Annotated in this window: 17 protein-coding genes; 6 read left to right on the forward strand and 11 right to left on the reverse strand. The window is 67.7% G+C overall.

From position 1 onward, the window contains the following. Positions 1-26 precede the first annotated feature (26 nt). The 8 genes from NJ4_RS01835 to NJ4_RS01870 all read right to left on the reverse strand — a co-directional run bounded on the left by NJ4_RS01835 (position 27) and on the right by NJ4_RS01870 (position 8,830). Positions 27-809, reverse strand: coding sequence for an ABC transporter ATP-binding protein (locus NJ4_RS01835; protein ID WP_067429262.1), 783 nt, complete (start codon positions 807-809; stop codon positions 27-29). Beyond that, entirely contained in the window at positions 809-1,690 is an 882-nt protein-coding gene (locus NJ4_RS01840; RefSeq protein WP_067429265.1) for an ABC transporter permease, read from the reverse strand. The genes NJ4_RS01835 and NJ4_RS01840 overlap by 1 nt, the downstream gene beginning before the upstream one ends. Beyond that, positions 1,687-3,675 (reverse strand): glycosyltransferase, encoded by a 1,989-nt coding sequence (locus NJ4_RS01845; protein WP_067429268.1) that lies wholly within the window; start codon positions 3,673-3,675, stop codon positions 1,687-1,689. The genes NJ4_RS01840 and NJ4_RS01845 overlap by 4 nt, the downstream gene beginning before the upstream one ends. Further along, positions 3,672-4,856: a UDP-galactopyranose mutase gene (glf, locus tag NJ4_RS01850; RefSeq protein WP_217996716.1), complete on the reverse strand. Its 1,185-nt coding sequence runs from the start codon at positions 4,854-4,856 to the stop codon at positions 3,672-3,674. Before glf ends, NJ4_RS01845 begins: the two co-directional genes overlap by 4 nt. Positions 4,857-4,891: 35 nt before the next feature. After that, complete coding sequence (locus NJ4_RS01855; RefSeq protein WP_067429274.1) at positions 4,892-5,794, reverse strand: glycosyltransferase family 2 protein; 903 nt, start codon at positions 5,792-5,794, stop codon at positions 4,892-4,894. Then, on the reverse strand, positions 5,791-6,720 hold the full coding sequence (locus tag NJ4_RS01860; protein ID WP_067429403.1) for a glycosyltransferase: 930 nt from the start codon (positions 6,718-6,720) through the stop codon (positions 5,791-5,793). Before NJ4_RS01860 ends, NJ4_RS01855 begins: the two co-directional genes overlap by 4 nt. 28 nt (positions 6,721-6,748) lie before the next feature. After that, a complete protein-coding gene (locus NJ4_RS01865; protein WP_245644403.1) occupies positions 6,749-8,086 on the reverse strand; it encodes an LCP family protein in 1,338 nt (445 codons plus the stop codon). Between the two features lie 219 nt (positions 8,087-8,305). Then, on the reverse strand, positions 8,306-8,830 hold the full coding sequence (locus NJ4_RS01870) for an acyl-CoA thioesterase (RefSeq protein WP_067429280.1): 525 nt from the start codon (positions 8,828-8,830) through the stop codon (positions 8,306-8,308). Between the two features lie 49 nt (positions 8,831-8,879). Here NJ4_RS01870 and NJ4_RS01875 point away from each other — a divergent pair, with 49 nt between their 5' ends. Then, positions 8,880-10,163, forward strand: coding sequence for an LCP family protein (locus NJ4_RS01875; protein WP_067429283.1), 1,284 nt, complete (start codon positions 8,880-8,882; stop codon positions 10,161-10,163). A gap of 144 nt (positions 10,164-10,307) precedes the next feature. Beyond that, positions 10,308-11,192, forward strand: coding sequence for a DUF559 domain-containing protein (locus NJ4_RS01880; protein WP_245644408.1), 885 nt, complete (start codon positions 10,308-10,310; stop codon positions 11,190-11,192). Positions 11,193-11,235: 43 nt separating this feature from the next. On the opposite strand, the gene NJ4_RS01885 is transcribed toward NJ4_RS01880, so the two are convergent. Further along, the gene (locus tag NJ4_RS01885; protein WP_067429290.1) at positions 11,236-12,405 is read right to left on the reverse strand and encodes an acyl-CoA dehydrogenase family protein; all 1,170 of its coding nucleotides are present in this window, start codon (positions 12,403-12,405) and stop codon (positions 11,236-11,238) included. A gap of 83 nt (positions 12,406-12,488) precedes the next feature. Here NJ4_RS01885 and NJ4_RS01890 point away from each other — a divergent pair, with 83 nt between their 5' ends. The 4 genes from NJ4_RS01890 to NJ4_RS01905 all read left to right on the forward strand — a co-directional run bounded on the left by NJ4_RS01890 (position 12,489) and on the right by NJ4_RS01905 (position 15,259). After that, complete coding sequence (locus NJ4_RS01890; RefSeq protein ID WP_067429292.1) at positions 12,489-13,151, forward strand: TetR family transcriptional regulator; 663 nt, start codon at positions 12,489-12,491, stop codon at positions 13,149-13,151. A 9-nt stretch (positions 13,152-13,160) separates the two neighbouring features. Then, positions 13,161-13,574, forward strand: a complete 414-nt coding sequence (locus NJ4_RS01895; protein ID WP_067429294.1) for a CoA-binding protein — start codon at positions 13,161-13,163, stop codon at positions 13,572-13,574. Next, positions 13,571-14,023, forward strand: a complete 453-nt coding sequence (gene arfB / locus NJ4_RS01900) for an alternative ribosome rescue aminoacyl-tRNA hydrolase ArfB (RefSeq protein ID WP_067429296.1) — start codon at positions 13,571-13,573, stop codon at positions 14,021-14,023. The genes NJ4_RS01895 and arfB overlap by 4 nt, the downstream gene beginning before the upstream one ends. A gap of 69 nt (positions 14,024-14,092) precedes the next feature. After that, positions 14,093-15,259 carry an LCP family protein gene (locus tag NJ4_RS01905; RefSeq protein ID WP_067429299.1) on the forward strand — a complete coding sequence of 389 codons (1,167 nt, stop codon included), beginning with the start codon at positions 14,093-14,095 and terminating at the stop codon, positions 15,257-15,259. A gap of 11 nt (positions 15,260-15,270) precedes the next feature. On the opposite strand, the gene purE is transcribed toward NJ4_RS01905, so the two are convergent. Beyond that, positions 15,271-15,792, reverse strand: coding sequence for a 5-(carboxyamino)imidazole ribonucleotide mutase (gene purE / locus NJ4_RS01910; RefSeq protein ID WP_067429301.1), 522 nt, complete (start codon positions 15,790-15,792; stop codon positions 15,271-15,273). 1 nt (position 15,793) lies between these two features. Beyond that, positions 15,794-16,972 (reverse strand): 5-(carboxyamino)imidazole ribonucleotide synthase, encoded by a 1,179-nt coding sequence (locus tag NJ4_RS01915; RefSeq protein ID WP_281178232.1) that lies wholly within the window; start codon positions 16,970-16,972, stop codon positions 15,794-15,796. Between the last annotated feature and the right edge of the window lie 29 nt (positions 16,973-17,001).

Consider the following 17,001-nt stretch of genomic DNA (forward strand, 5'->3'; position numbering starts at 1 on the left):
ATTCGCGGGCGGCGTGATCGGCCGTTTCAGACGTCGGAACCGAGCTCGTCGTCGGTGTCCTCGTCTTCTGGCACACCCTCGTCGGAGCGGTCGTACTTCAGGTAGCGGATGCCCTCCACGACATCGCCGTCGAAACCGACGCGGCCGTTCTCGAGCACGATCACCCGGTCGCACATCTTGCGCACCGACGCGGGCGCGTGGCTCACGTAGAACATCGTCCGGCCCTCGTCGCGGATCTCCTGCATCTTCTCGATGCACTTCTTCTTGAACGGCTTGTCCCCCACGGCCAGGACCTCGTCGACCAGGAAGATGTCGGACTCGACGTGGACGGCCACGGCGAACCCGAGCCGGGCGAACATGCCCGAGCTGTAGTGGCCGACCTCGGTGTCGAGGAACTTGCCGACCTGCGCGAACTCCACGATGTCGTCGAACTTGCGCTTGGTCTCCGCCTCGCTCATGCCAAGGACAGCGGCGTTGAGGAAGATGTTCTCGCGGCCGCTCAGCTGGGGGTGGAAGCCGGCACCGGTGGCGATCAGCCCGGCGATGCGGCCGCGGGTCAGAACCGACCCGGAGTCGGGCCGCATGATGCCGTTGACCAGCTTGAGCAGCGTGCTCTTCCCAGAGCCGTTCAGGCCCATCAGCCCGATGGACTCCCCCTGCTGGACGGTGAAGGTCACCTTGTCCAGGGCCAGGAACTTCTCACGGAGGTCCTGCCCCTTGGTCATGGCCACCGCCATCTGCTTCATGGTGCGGTGGTACTGCATCGTGAAGGACTTGCTGACCTCATCGATGACGATGGCTTCGGTCATTAGATGCGCTCCGGGATCTTGTTCTCGAGGCGGGAGAAGACCCACTGGGCGATGCCGAGCAGGACCAGGCTGACGAGGATGCTGATCGCACCGCGGGTGAGCAGGTGGTCGGGCATGTGCTCGGTGACCGTCTTGCCCGGGTCGGAGGTGGTGCCCACCCAGAACGCTCGCTGCATCAGCAGCACGGCCTGGGCGATGGGGTTGGCCAGGTAGAGCTCCGTGTGCCCGTGAAAGCGCTCGTCGACCATGCTGTAGGGGTAGATCATCGGCACGCCGAACCGCACGAAGTTGGTCAAGATCGTGACCAGCTGCCCGAAGTCACGGAAGAACACGTTCGCCGCGCTGAACAGCAGCGCGAGCGCCGTACCGAGGATGGCGATGATCAGCAACGCCAGGACCAGCGCCAACATCCCGATCCAGGTCGGGGTCCAGCCCGCGAGCAGACACACGCCGAGCAGGATCACCAGCTGCGGGAGCACGTGGAAGCCGGAGACCAGCATCGAGGCGACCGGGAACATCTCGCGTGGCATGGCCATCTTGCGCACCAGTGCCTTGTTCCGCAGGATCGAGCGAGTGCCGGCGTTGAAGGTCTCGGTGAAGAAGTGCACCACGATGATGCCGGTGAACATGTGGATCGGGAAGTTCTCGACATCCTTGTGCAGGTTCATCACCAGACCGATGACGAACCAGTAGATGAAGAACTGCGACAGCGGGTTGATGTAGGACCACAGGAAGCCCAGGAACGATCCCTGGTAGCGCGCCGCGATCTCGCGGCGCACCAGCAGCCGGAGCAGGTAGCGGCGACGGAAGACCTCCCCCAGCCCCTGCCCACCCGAGGGCGGGACCAACGGAGCATCGACGGCGCGAGCCGGCGCGCTCACTTCTCTTCTCCGGGAGCGATCCCGAAGGTCTTCTCCCAGCTCTCGGGCGAGGTGATCTCACGCAGCGCGTCGCGGTACTCGGCGGCCAGCCGCGGCCACTCGCTGTGGAAACGCCGGTGAATCGCGACCGTGCGCTTGAGGAGGTCGCGGTAGCGCGCGGGATCGCGCTTGTAGAGCGCCACCGAGGAGCCGTCGTTCATGGAGACCACGGCCGAGTCGTACTTCACGAGGTTGTACCAGGCCGAGTCCATCGCGGTCAGCTCGGCCTCGGGGAAGTCGTTCGACATCTCCCGCACCGGGCGGAGCTGGCGGATCGGGGCCAGTCCCGCGGAGATCAGCGTGCTCAGCCGCCCGGGGATGTCCATGTCGGACTTGCCCTTCTTCGGCGGCTTCTTGCGACGCACCGGCGGCAACGCGTCACGGTCGGTGTGCAACTGGGCATCACTGAACTGCTTGCGGAACTCATTGACGTCGCCCAGCTTGGTGGCCAGCTCGCCGTGCAGGGCGCGCGGTCCGGCCAGCACGTCCTCCATGGCCAGGTGACGCAGCTCGGCGGTGGAGTACTGCAGGGACGCCAGGTGCTTGATCTGGTGGTTGAAGCTCTCGCGCACCATGCGACCACCGCGCTCGTACGGCGAGTGCAGCAGCGCCGCGATGATGCGATTGCGGTGGTGGAAGTAGGACTGCCAGTCGACGCCGTCGTTCTTGTCGCTCCACGGCACGTGCCACACCGCGGCCCCCGGGAACGAGACCGTCGGGAATCCGGCGTCCTTGGCGCGCAGGCCGAACTCGGAGTCGTCCCACTTGATGAAGATCGGCAGCGACAGCCCGATCTCCTCGAGCACGACCCGTGGGATCAGACACATGAACCAGCCGTTGAAGTCGACGTCGGCGCGCTTGTGCAGCCACCGCGACGAGCGCAGGTTGCGGGCACCGAAGTCCCACTGCGAGTAGCCGTCGAGCCGGGTCTGCCACCAGAACCGCCAGGGCTGCACAATCTCGCCGAACGAGTGCAGCTGGGTGCGGTTGTAGATGTTGAACATGTGGCCACCGACGATGGTGGGCCGCTTGGCCAGGTCACCGAACGTGACGGCGCGAATCACGCCCTCGGGCTCGCAGACCACGTCGTCGTCCATCATCAGGGCGTACGTCGCCGTGCCCTTGCGCACGCTCTCCAGCTGCCCGCGGGCGTAGCCGCCGGACCCGCCCAGGTTGGCCTGGACGATGACCTTGAGCCGATCTCCCAGCACCTTCTCGGCACCGGCGAAGAACGCGGACTCGGTGACGGGCTGGGTACCCTGCTCCATCACCATGACGGTGTCGAGGTAGGGGGCCAGGTCGGCGTCCTCACCGATCTGGGTCAGCAGTTTGGCGCAGAAGTCCGGCCTGTTCATCGTGGTGATGCAGATGTCGGCGGTGCCGTGATCGGCCCGCTCCTCGGGAACCTCCGCGGTCCACTCGGCGCTCTCGACCGTGCAGCCGTCGTCGCCGGCGACGACGTCGTACCAGTACCAGCCACCATCGACGAAGGGCTTGAGGGTCAGGTCGAACGTGAACGTGCCGGAGTCCCCCTCGACGGTGGCCGTGTCGACCCGTTGCGAGTGGCCCTTGGCCATCGACTTGTGGACGATCACCATCGAGCCGCGGCCGGACACCTTGACCGTGAGGCTGACGTCGGTGACCACGGTGTGCCGACGCCAGTAGGAGGCCGGGAAGGCGTTGAAGTAGGTGCCGAAAGAGAGCGTGTCGCTCGGCTCGACGCGCAGGGCGGTGCGGGAGAGGATCTGCTCCGGGTGCAGCTTGCGTCCGGTCGAGGTCGACTGCCTGATCGCCGCGTTGTTGAGGTCCTTGGCCGCCTTGTTGCCACCCACGTCGTGGCGGTCGGCGTCGAGGATCGCCTCCTCGAGGTCGACGTAGAGCGCGAAGACGTCGGTGTCGCGGTCGATCGGCAGGATCTGGCGTTGCAGCAGTCGGGTGGTCGTCATTCGTCGACGCCTCCGCTCTTGAGTTCGGCGCCGTCGGCGAAGTGCGGCTTGAGCTTGTTCTCGAACATGGAGAGGGCCGAGCCGATCGCCATGTGCATGTCGAGGTACTTGTAGGTGCCGAGGCGGCCACCGAAGAGGACCATCGGTTCCTTCTTCGCGAGCTCGCGGTACTTCAGCAGCTTCTCGCGGTCCTCGGCGGTGTTGATCGGGTAGTAGGGCTCGTCGTCGTCCTCGGCGAACCGGCTGTACTCGTGGACGATCACGGTCTTGCCCGAGATGTAGGTGCGCTCGGGGTGGAAGTGCTTGAACTCGTGGATGCGGGTCCAGGGCACGTCCTGGTCGTTGTAGTTCATCACCGCGCAGCCCTGGAAGTCGTCGACCTGCTTGACCTCGGCCTCGAGGTCGACGGTGCGCCACGAGAGCCGGCCCTCGGAGTTGTCGAAGTACTCGTCGACCGGGCCGGTGTAGACGATGGGGACCTTGCCCTTGAAGGTCTCGGCGACGCCCTCAGCAGAGAGGAAGTCGACGTTCAGCCTCACCTCGATGTTGGGGTGCTCGGCCATCTTGGTCAGCCAGGCGGTGTAGCCGTCGACCGGGAGGCCTTCGTACTTGTCGTTGAACCAGCGGTTGTCGAAGTTGTAGCGCACCGGGAGCCTGGTGATGATGTCGGCGCTCAGCTTCGTCGGGTCGGTCTGCCACTGCTTGGCGGTGTAGCCCTTGATGAACGCCTCGTAGAGGGGTCGGCCGATCAGGGAGATCGCCTTCTCCTCGAAGTTGCTCGCCTCGGCGGTGTCGAACTCGCTGGCCTGCTCCGCGATCAGCGCCCGCGCCTCGTCGGGCGTGTGGGACTTGCCGAAGAACGAGTTGATCAGCGCCAGGTTCATCGGCAGCGAGTACACCTGCCCGGCGTACTGACCGAAGACCCGGTGCTGGTAGTTCGTGAAGCTGGTGAACCGGTTGACGTACTCCCAGACCTTCTCGTTGGAGGTGTGGAAGAGATGCGCGCCGTAGACGTGCATCTCGATGCCGGTCTCTGGGTCGGCCTCCGAGTAGGCGTTGCCGCCGAGGTGGTGCCGGCGCTCGAGGACGAGCACCTTGAGTCCCAGCTCGTTGGCGCAGCGTTCGGCGATGGTCAGTCCGAAGAATCCGGAACCGACGACGACGAGGTCGGGGTCAGACAAGGGGGGTCTCCTCAGCAATTGGCGCAGCGGTCAGTCTAGCGAGCGGGTGGGCCAGGGCTGGGCGGTCGCCGCATGTGGCGCGCCGACCGGATGGCCTTGATCACGTTGGTGGCCTCGGCCCGTCCTCCACGGAACGGGCTCAGCATCAGGACCGCGATCACGATCAGCCACGGCTTGGCGCGCACCAGCGCGTTCTCGCCGTACCTGAAGTGCACGATGAAGAGGTTGCGGAACATGTAGAACCCCTTCCACGTGTCGAGGGCGTGCTGCTGGTTGAAGTCGAGCTGGCGAACCAGCACGGCGTCACGCAGCGCGAGGATGGTGAACCCCGCCCGGCGGGCGCGGACCGCGAAGTCGACGTCGTCGTAGAAGATGAAGTACGACGGGTCGGGCAGGCCGATCTCGTCGATCACGCGTCGGTGCACCATGAAGCCCTCGAACGCGACGTTCTCGATCGGCAGCTCGGCGGGCAGGTCCGCCCTCGAGGCGTAGGCCTGGTCGACGCACGCGGTCTTGGGCCGGATCCGCAACGGGTTCCTGAGGTCGAAGTGAATCGCGGACTTCTCGACCAGGTTGCCGTGGAGATCTTCGCGCACCGCCATCAGGCACGGGTTCTCGTGGTCGGCCAGCACGGCCAGACAGTCCGGCGCCGGCACCACGTCGTCGTCCATCAGCCAGATGCGGTCGAACCCCGCCTCGTAGGCCTGCTTGACCCCGAGGTGGAACCCTCCGGCACCGCCGAGGTTGTCGTCGCTGTGGGTGACCCGCAGCGGCAGGTCGTCGCGGTCGAGCACGGTGCGGGTGTGGTCGGCGCTGGCGTTGTCGATCACGATGACCGCGTCGGGTTGACGGGTCTGGGCGGCCAGTCCGTCGAGCATGCCGGCCAGCAGGTCGGCCCGGTTGTAGGTGACGATCACGACTGCGATGCGCTCGGTCACCGGAGGAACCTCCCGTGACCGGTGAAGTCGTTGCGCAGCCCGGCGGCGATCCCTTGGGCGCTCAACCTCAACCGTTGCGGCGAGGGCCGGGTGAACGCGTAGAACCACGCAGTCTTCACGATGAACGCGACCACGTGGAGCGACCCGCGGTAGGTGCGCAGATTGACCACGTTGTTGCGCGACATGCAGTAGTGCTTGAGGTCGGACGGTGAGTGGTTGTACGTCGTACGCCCGAACATCATCGGAGTGCCGAGACTGCCGACGGAGGGATGCCGCACGGTGGCGTCGACGACCGTGGCGATGCGGGCGCCGGCCTTCTCGGCGCGCAGGCGGTACTCGTGGTCGTCGCCCCAGATGAAGAACTCGGCGCGCGGCAGGCCGATCCTCTCGGCCAGGTCGCGGGTGACCAGGACACCGTTGAACGGGATCACGATCTCATCGATGCGCCCGTCAGTGGCCGCGGCGCGCACGTCGGCCAGGTCGTGCACCACCGTGGTGCCGCCAGGCAGGCGGATCGGGAAGACCAGCCGGTCGGCGTCGGCCTGGTCGACGACCACGGGTCCCCAGAAGTCGAGGTCACCGTGGTGCTCCAGGAGTCGCGGGAGGCAGTCGTCGTCGGGCATGCCGTCGTCGTCCATCAACCAGAGCAGGTCGGCACCGCTCTCCAGACCGACGCGCATCCCCTCGTGGAATCCGCCCGCACCCCCGCGGTTCTCGGACAGTGTCACGGAGTGAACGCCCTCCTGCCCAGCCAGCCACTCCCCTGTGCCGTCGGTCGAGGCGTTGTCGACGACGACGATCTCCGCCAGCTCCGGCGTACGACGCAGGCGCGCGAGCAGGCCCTGGAGCAGCGACAACCGGTTGAACGTCACCACCACGGCGACGATGCGGCCCGGGGCGGTGGCGGGGGTGGATGGGGTCGGCACGGCGACCACCCTAGATGTTGATGGGCGTTCAGCAGGCAGCGGCGAGGTCCTCGGCCTCATTGGCGGCGTAGCCCTCGTCACGGGTTCCGATCGCGGCGCCGTTGGTGGAGGCGTTCTTCTTCGCCTTGCCCGGCTTGCCGGCCTTGCCCTCCGCCTTGTCGATGCCCTTCTTGATCATCGCCTTGATCTTGGCCAGGTCGGGGTGGGCGGTGTTGATCGCCGGCGGGACGATCGAGACCGAGGAGATCTTCTGGTCCTTGGCCTTCAGCGCCAGGTCCATGAACCTGGCGACCTGGCTCCCGGGCAGGTTCGTCTCGACCATCGACGATCCGGCGGAGGTGATCTCCTCGAAGTTGGTGATCACCTTCTTGGGGCTGATCTGAGTGGCGATCGCGTTCATCACGCACTTCTGCCGCGCCATGCGGGCGTAGTCGTCGGAGCCTTCACGGGAGCGGGCGTACCAGAGCGTCTCGAAGCCGCTGAGCTTGCGCTCTCCCGGCTCGATGTAGCCGGTGACGTCGCTGCCCAGGCCCCCGACCGGAATCCGGTCACGGACGTTGAGGGTGACCCCACCCACCGCGTCGACGAGATCCTTGAAGCCCTGGAGGTTGACCATGGCCCAGTAGTTGATCTTGAGGTCGGTGATGCCCTCGACGGCCATGATGGTGGCATCGATTCCCGGGTTCTTCGCCTTGCCGAAGAGGTCCTTGTTGTCGCCGGCCCAGGTCGAGACGCCGTTGAGGTAGCAGCCCTCGCAGTCGAACCCGTCGGGGAACTGCTCGTCCATCACCGAGCCCTTCCTGAACTTGAAGTTCTCGAGGTTGCGCGGGAGCCCGATCAGCACCGTGCGGCCGGTCTCCTCGTCGATGCTGGCGATCGTCATCGAGTCGGGGCGCAGGCCCCAGCGGCCGGCTCCGGAGTCACCGCCCATCAGCAGCACGTTGTAGCGCCCGTGCTCGGCGTTGCTGACCGGCCCGTCCCCGAACATGGTGATCATGAAGTCGCGTTGGACGGTGACCAGATGCGCGCCGAAGAGCAGGGTGCCCACCACGGAGAAGCAGAGGACGCCGTTGAGGCCGACCGCGGCCAGGCGCTGGTTCTTGACCAGGGTCAGTGGTTGGCCGAGCCGCCACGCGTCGATGAAGAGGGCCGCCCACCCGATCGCGGCCAGCATCAGCACGAAGCGGATCAGGTTGAGGACATAGGGCGTCGAGCCCAGCCAGAAGACGAACGTGTGCGAGAACAGCCCGATCAGGAAGGCGAACGCCGCAAGGCCGACGAGACCGATGACGATCCGGATCGCGATCCGACCGATGCGCTTGTTGCCCGCGACCAGCTGGGCCGATCCCGGCAGGAACAAGGTCATCACCATCAGGGTGATGGCACGACGGAACCGCACCTTCGCTGCACGGTCCGTCTCTCGGGCGCTACCGCTGTGGCGATCGTGCAACCCGGGGGAAGATGCGGGTGGCATCGACTGAGCCTCTCTGACTGGGGAAGAAATCAGTGACGTCAGTCAGTATCACCAGTCACAGGAGTCACATCGCGTTGCGACTCGCCGGGCAATGCGATCGGCCCGCCTCGCTCACACGTCCGTCGTACGGCCCCGGGCGATCTCCTCCTTGCCGGCCAGGCGATGGGCCCGCCGGATCTCGGCCTCGCGCAGCCGGCGCTCGTCGTCGGGGGTCTCCGGCACCAAGGCCGGCACCGTCCGGGAGTGGCCGGACTCGTCGATGGCGACGAACACGAAGTACGCCGAGGCCACGTGGACCGGGTGCCCGGAGGCATCGGTCCACGGCTCCGCCTCGATGCGAACACCCACCTCCATCGATGAGCGGCCCGCCCAGTTGACCTGCGCCGTGGTGCGCACGATGTCACCGACGTGCACGGGCTCGAGGAACGCCATCTCGTCCAACGCGGCAGTCACGGCCGGTCCGCCGCTGTGCCGCTGGGCCGCTGCACCGGCGGTCGAGTCGGCCAGCTTCATGATCTCCCCACCGTGCACGTTGCCGAGCAGGTTGGCGGAGGTCCCGTGCATCATCTCGGCCAGGGAGACCCTGGAGTAGGTCGGCGGGCGGCTGGCCGGCTGGTCGGGCAACAGAGCGGTCATGCGGTGCAGATTAGCGGCCGGAGGGGGCCGCACCGGTACCGTCTGCCCCATGGTTGACCGTCCCGAAGGCCCCGAACCGGGCACACCTGAGTACGAATGGCTGTACGGCAAGGGCCCTCAGCGTCCCGACGAGCCTGCCGACTCCGACGCCACCCAGATCATTCCGCCCGGGCAGTCCCGTCCCGCGGCGAACCGTCCCGACCCAGGTCCGGAGCACACCCAGGTCATGCCCTCCGCAGAGCCCTACCGACAGCCCCAGCCGCCGGGCCAGCAGCCGCCCCAGCCCTCGCAGCCCGGACGTCCCGTCGCGCCCCCGCCCGGACACCAGCCACCCTCCGGCGGCGGCCGTGGCTTCGGTCTACGCCGCCCCCGGTTCCGCCCGCTGCGCTGGCTGATGCTGTTGCTGCTGCTGTGGCTGGCCTTCCTGATTGCGACGCCGATCTTCGCGTTCAACAAGATCTCGACGGTCGACGCGTTCCCGAGCGGTGAGCGCCCCGATGACCAGGACGGTACGACGTACCTCGTGGTCGGCAGCGACTCACGCGCGGACCTCTCGGACGAGGAGCGCAAGAAGCTCGGCACCGGCGGCGACGTCGGGCAGCGCACCGACACGATCATGCTGCTGCACACCGGAAGCGGCCCGAACCTGCTGATGTCGATCCCCCGCGACTCGCTCGTCGAGATCCCCGGCCACGGCGCCGCGAAGATCAACGGCACCACGAACCCCGACGCCTACGAGGGCGGTGGACCCAAGCTGCTGATCAAGACGATCGAGCACAACACCGGCATCAAGGTCGACCACTACGTCGAGATCGGCTTCGGCGGGTTCGTCGACGTGGTCGACGCGGTCGGCGGCATCGAGATCTGCCCCACGAAGGACATGAAGGACAAGCAGGCCAACCTCAACATCAAGAAGGGCTGCCAGGATGTCGACGGCGTCGAGGCCCTGGGCTATGCGCGCTCCCGCAAGACCGATCCGCAGTACGGCGACATCACCCGCGCCAAGCACCAGCGCGAGGTGGTCTCCGCGGTCGGCTCGAAGGCCGTCTCGCCGTGGTCGGTGATCAACCCGATCCGCTACTGGAAGCTCAACATGGCCGCCGCCCGCACGGTCAAGGTCAGTGAGGGCACCGGCCCGATCGACCTGGGTCGGTTCGCATGGGCGATGACCCGGGTCGACGGTGACAACGGCCTGACCTGCGGCGTGCCGATCTCCGACCTTGCCGTCCACTGGGACAGCGAGCGATCGAAGGAGATGTTCGAGCACATCAAGGACGACGACACCGAGGGCATCTCCAACGGCCTCTGCACCGAGACCGGCCTGCCGAAGTAGCCGGTCAGGGGTCCGCCGCGGACGCAGCAGTGCCGCGACACGCCGGGTGACCGGCGTGTCGCGGCGTCTGGTCTGCCTGGTCGGACCCCTGTGGACAACGACATGCGCGATCTCACGCGGCGATCCAGACTGAGCTCCGTGGAGATGATGACGGCGGCCGAGGCCGTGGCCCGACTGGGTGGCGTCGCGCGCACCCGCGACGTGACCCGCCTCTCCTCACGGACCCGGGTCCGGACCGCCGTACGCCGAGGCGATCTCGTCCGCGTCGCCCGCGACAGGCTGGCGTTGCCGATCACCGACACGGCGCTCCGGACGGCCCAGAAGGTCAACGGCCACGTCTCCCACCTGAGCGCCGCCCTCCACCACGGCTGGGAGGTGAAGCACCCGCCCGCACTTCCACAGGTGACCCTGCGGTCCGACAAGACTCTCCTCGACGGGCACGACGACTTCATTGCCGAGACCTATCGTCGCCGCTTGCGGCCAGCGGAGCGGCAGGGATGGTCGACCTCGCCGCTGCGCACCGTCCTCGACTGCGCCCGCGACCTGCCCTTCGACGTCGCGCTGTGTGTGGCCGATTCAGCACTGCGCCACGGCGACATCACCAAGGAAGCACTGATCGCTGCCGCGCGAACAGACCGCCAGGTGCGCGTCGCGACGTACGCCGACGGCCGGGCGGCGAACCCGTTCGAGTCCACTCTCCGGGCGATCTGCATCCTGATCGGGCTGCCGGTGGTGCCGCAGTACACGATCACGTGCGGACAGCTCGTGCTCCATCCCGATCTCGCCAACCCCCTGCTCGGACTCGCGATCGAGGCCGACTCCTACACCTTCCACGGCATGGAGCCGCGAGACCACGACCGTGACTGCTTGCGCTACAACGCGCTGACCCTCGCGGGCTGGACGGTTCTGCGCTTCACGTGGACGCAGGTCATGACGAACCCGGAGCAGGTCGCACACACCCTGCGTGCCTGGCTCGCCGAGAATCGGGGGTCCGCCGCGGACGCAGAAATGCCGCGACACGCCGGGTGACCGGCGTGTCGCGGCGTCTGGTCTGCCTGGTCGGACCCCTGGGTCAGAGCTGGGACTGGATGCCGGCGAGCAGCTGGCGCGCCATCACGATCCGCTGCACCTGGTTGGTGCCTTCGTAGATCTGGGTGATCTTCGCGTCGCGCATCATCCGCTCGACCGGGTAGTCGCGGGTGTAGCCGTAGCCGCCGAGCACCTGGACGGCGTCGGTGGTCACCTGCATGGCCACGTCGGAGGCGAAGCACTTGGCCGCGGCACCGAAGAACGTGAGGTCTGCATCGCCACGCTCGGAGCGACCGGCGGCGGCGTACGTCATCTGGCGGGCGGCCTCGACCTTCATGCCCATGTCGGCCAGCAGGAACTGCAGGCCCTGGAAGTCGGCGATCGACTTGCCGAACTGCTGACGCTCCTTGGCGTACTCCAGCGCGTAGTCGAGGGCACCCTGGGCCACACCGACGGCCTGGGCCGCGATGGTGATGCGGGTGTGGTCGAGGGTCTTCATGGCGATCTCGAAGCCCTGGCCCTCCTCGCCGATGATCCGGTCGGCGGGGATGCGCACGTTGTCGAAGTAGACCTCGGTGGTGGGCGAGCCCTTGATGCCCAGCTTCTTCTCGGGAGCGCCGAAGGAGACGCCCTCGTCCGACTTCTCGACCACGAACGCGGAGATGCCCTTGGTGCGCTTGTCGGGGTCGGTCACCGCGAGCACCGTGTAGTACTCCGACACGCCGGCGTTGGAGATCCAGCGCTTCACGCCGTTGAGGACCCAGTGGTCGCCGTCGCGCACGGCGCGGGTCTTCTGGTTGGCCGCGTCGGAGCCGGCGTCGGGCTCGGAGAGGCAGTAGGAGAAGCCGCCCTCACCGGCAGCCAGCTTGCCGAGGTACTTCGCCTTGAGCTCCTCGGAGCCGCCGATCTGCACCGGTAGCGAGCCCAGCTTGTTGACGGCCGGGATCAGCGAGGAGGACACGCAGGCGCGGGCCACCTCCTCGATGATCAGCACCGTGGCCAGGGCATCCGCGCCGGCACCGCCGTACTGCTCGGGGACGTGGGCGGCGTGGAAGTCGGCGGCGAGCAGCGCGTCGGCGGCCTCCTGCGGGAACCGGGCGTTCTCATCGACCTCGGCGGCGTACGGCGCGACCTTGGCGTCGCAGACCGCGCGGACGGCCTCGCGAATCGCCTGGTGCTCCTCGGACAGGGCAAACATGGGGTGTTCGGACATCAAGGTCTCCTCGAAACGAACCGGTGGGGTACGACGTACCATATCGCTGGTACTGCGTACCTCCAAACGCTAGGCTGACGCCCATGCCCACCTCCACCCGTGCCCGACTGGTCGACGCGGCGTTCGCGCTCTTCGAGGAGCGCGGCTTCACCGAGACCACGGTCGATGAGATCGCCGCACGTGCCGGCACCGGTCGCACGACGTTCTTCCGGCACTTCCGCGGCAAGGACGACGTGGTCTTCCCCGACCACGACCAGCTGCTCCCCCGGGTGGCTGCCCGACTCTCAACGGCCACCTCCACCACGCGCGACGTGGCACTGCGCGAGGCCGCACGCGTGGTCCTCGACCACTACCTCGACGAGGGCGAGACGGCACGCGCCCGCTATCGGCTGACCCGCACCGTCCCGGCGCTACGGGACCGCGAGAGCGCCAGTGCCCAGCGATACCTGCGGCTCTTCCGCGATCACATCACCGCCTGGACCGCGGACGAGGCCGACGGCGCGCTGCGCGCGGAGCTGCTCGCGGCCGCGGTGATCACGGCGCACAACCACGTCCTCCGCGGTTGGCTGCGCGAGGAGACCGAGAACGTCGACAGTGCCTTCGAGGCCGCCCTCACCCGTGCACTGGCCACGGCAGGGCCCGCGCCGAGCACGAGCTCCACGGTCGTCGTCCACACGACCGCGAGTGACGTCGAGCAGGTGCTGCGTGAGGTGCGCGGCGCACTCACCGACTGGGTCCGACCGTAGGGTGAACTCATGACAATGTGGCAGGACAAGCAGGCAATCGACTTCATGCTCGACGAGTGCGAGACGTGGGCCGTCGTCGGACTCAGCGACAACCCGGCGCGCACGGCCTACCCGATCGCCGCGCTGCTCCAGGCCCGCGGCAAGAGAGTCGTGCCCATCCACCCGAGTGCTCCCGTGGTGCACGGGGAGCAGGGCTACGCATCGCTCGCCGAGGTGCCCTTCCCGGTCGACGTGGTCGACGTCTTCCGTCGCTCCGACTCCGCAGGCCAGTACGCCGACGAGGCGGTCGCCATCGGCGCGAAGGGCGTGTGGTTCCAGCTCGGCGTGATCGATGAGGCCGCCTTCGACCGCACCCGCGCGGCCGGCGTACCGATGGTGATGGACACCTGCCCCGCCATCGAGTGGGGCAAGCGCGGCGCATGAACCAACCGGGTGAGGATCTCGTCGTCGGCTCGGGCCCCGGCATCCCGGGCGGGCTGGTGGTCCCCGCCGCCGAGCTCGACGAGCGATTCTCCCGCTCCCCCGGACCGGGCGGACAGTCGGTCAACACCTCCGACTCCCGCGTCGAGCTCGACTATGACGTCGCGACCTCCTCCGCCCTGACGGACCAACAGCGATCGCGCGCCCTGCGCCACCTGGCCAAACGACTGGTCGAGGGCCGGATCACCATCGCCGCCTCCGAGCACCGCTCCCAGTTCCGCAACCGGGCCGCTGCCCGCGAACGGCTGGCCACGGTGCTGCGCGAGGCGCTGGCGCCACCGGCGCCACCGCGTCGTCCCACCCGGCCGACCAAGGGCTCTCAACGACGCCGGCTCGAGGCCAAGAAGCAGCGCGGACAGACCAAGGCCCTGCGCGGTCGCGTCGACGAGTGACGAACCCGGCGCCGCACCGACACGTCGCGCCGCGCGAGCTTTCTTGCATCGACCCGGCAGACTGACCGGATGAACAATGCGCCGCCGGAGGGGGATCCGGACAAGGTCGACGGTGACGGGTCCGAGGACGCGGGCGCTCCGGCCTCCCGGTGGAAACGGGCGCACGCCGGATGGACGGCCTTCCGACGCAAGCACGCGAAGGCACTGATCGCTCTCCTCGCCGTCTTCGCGATCGTCATCGGAGCCTGCGGCTACTACCTGTGGTCGCTGAACGCCAAGCTCGACAACATCGACCGGTTCTCGACCGACAAGCTCTCCGACGAGAACCGCCCCGATCCCAACAAGGGCGACGCGGTGAACATCCTGCTGCTCGGCTCCGATGCCGGCAAGAAGATCGAGGGCGAGAGCCAGGACACCTCACTCGCCGAGGACGTCGACGCCGAGACCTGGCCCACGGGCAAGTACCGCAGCGACACCCTGATGATCGTGCACATCACCGCCAACCGGAAGCACGTGTACGTCACCTCGATCCCTCGCGACAGCTTCGTGATGATCTACGACGACGAGGGCGAGCCCACCCACAAGAACAAGATCAACGCCGCGTTCTCCCAGTACGGGCCGGTCGGCGCCCTCTCCACCGTCGAGCACCTGGCCGACGTACGCCTGGACCACGTGGCGATCATCGACTGGGCCGGGTTCAAGGATCTCTCCGAGGCCGTGGGCGGCGTCCCGGTGACGATCCCCGAGACCTTCTACGACAGCAAGCAGAAGGTCGAGTGGAAGGCCGGCAAGTACAATCTCAAGGGTGAGAAGGCCCTGCAGTACGTCCGCACCCGGCACGGTCTGCTGCGCGGGGACTTCGACCGCATCGACCGTCAGCAGAACTTCCTCCGCTCGCTGATGGAGAAGGTGCTCGAAGCCGGGACGCTCACCAAGCCACGTCAGTTCTCCGACACCCTCTCCGCGATCACCGACCACCTCACCGTCGACGAGGACTGGGAGAACGGCGACATCCGCGGGCTCGCCCTGTCACTGCGCGGCACGAAGGCCGAGGACGTCAACTTCCTGACGGTCCCGATCGCGGCCACCCCCACCATCGACGTCTACGGTTCGATCGTGCAGCTGAACACGTCACAGACCGACGAGCTGTTCACCCTCATGCGTCAGGGCAAGATGGGCACCTACGTGAAGAAGTACCCCGACGAGCTGCTCGGGGACGAGGACGAGATCGACTGATCGGCCGAGGGCTAGAACCCCGCCTTGCGGGCCGTCTGGGCGTCGCGGACGACCTTGCCCTTCTCGCGTGCCATCACCGACAACGACTCCTGGTAGTCGACGAGCTTCTCGCGCAGGGCGTCGTCAGACGTGGCGAGGATCCGGGCGGCCAGGATGCCGGCGTTCTTGGCGTTCCCGATCGCAACCGTGGCCACCGGGATGCCACCGGGCATCTGCACGATCGAGAGCAGCGAGTCCATGCCGTCGAGGTACTTCAGCGGCACGGGCACGCCGATGACTGGCAACGGGGTGACCGAGGCCAGCATGCCCGGCAGGTGGGCCGCACCCCCGGCGCCGGCGATGATCACCTTGAGCTCGCGACCGGCGGCGTCCCTGCCCCAGGCGATCATCTCCTCGGGCATGCGGTGCGCCGAGACCACATCGGCCTCCCAGGCGACCCCGAACTCGTCGAGGATCTCGCCGGCAGCCTTCATCACCGGCCAGTCGGAGTCCGAACCCATCACGATGCCGACGCGTGCACTGGTCTCGGTCATGTCACTCACTATCGTTCCCGAGGTCGCCCCGGAACCACGCGGCCGCGTGCCGGGCACGCTCCAGGCAGTCGGCCAGGTCGTCGCCGTAGGTGTTGACGTGACCGACCTTCCGCCCGGGGCGCCATTCCTTGCCGTAGAGATGGACCCGCAGGCGCGGGTCACGGGCCATCGCGTGCGGGAGTCCCTGCCACAACGGAGCAGAGGCGGCTCCGTCGACTTCCTCACCGCCCAGGATGTTGACCATCACCGTCCACGGTGCTCGGGTCGCCGGTGAGCCGAGCGGCAGGTCCATGACGGCGCGGAGGTGGTTCTCGAACTGGCTGGTCACGGCGCCGTCCTGGCTCCAGTGGCCGGTGTTGTGCGGACGCATCGCCAGCTCGTTGACCAGCACCCGACCGTCGGTGGTCTCGAAGAGCTCGACCGCGAGGATGCCGGTGACGTCGAGCTCGCCGGCCACCGTCAACGCGATCTGCTGTGCCTGCGCCGAGAGCGCAGGGTCGAGATCGGGGGCGGGGGCGATCACCTCGTGGCAGATGCCGTCCTTCTGGGTGGAGGCGACGACGGGGTAGCCCGCCGCCTGGCCGCTGGGGGAACGCGCCACCAGCGCGGAGAGCTCGCGACGGAAGTCGACCAGCTCCTCAGCCAGGATCTGTACGCCGGACGCGGCCGCGGTCTCGAACGCCGCGGCGCACTCGTCCGACGAACGCACCACCCAGACCCCCTTGCCGTCGTACCCACCACGAGTCGTCTTGAGCACCGCCGGGAAGCCGAAGGCCTCGACCTCGGCGACGTCGGCAACCAGCGCGTGCCGCGGGCAGGGGATGCCGAGCGAGGTGAGTCGGGCGCGCATGACGCCCTTGTCCTGGGCGTGCACCAACGCGTCGGGGCCGGGGCGCACCGCGATCCCGGACTGCTCGAGCGCATGCAGGTGGTCGGTCGGCACGTGCTCGTGGTCGAAGGTCACCACCGCACAGCCCTCGGTGATCGCCCGCAGGGTCTCGAGGTCGCGGTAGTCACCGACGCGGTGGTCGACGATCACCTGCGCGGCCGAGACACCCTCGGCCTCCGCGAGCAGACGCATCGGCAAGCCGAGCGCGATCGCCGGCTGGGCCATCATGCGGGCGAGCTGTCCGCCGCCGATGACGGCGAGCGTGGGAGCCAGTTCAGGAGCGTGGGACACGCGCGAACCCTATCTGCCGGGCCGGTGCC

Source organism: Nocardioides jensenii JCM 1364 = NBRC 14755, assembly GCF_001552535.1.
GTDB lineage: Bacteria > Actinomycetota > Actinomycetes > Propionibacteriales > Nocardioidaceae > Nocardioides > Nocardioides jensenii.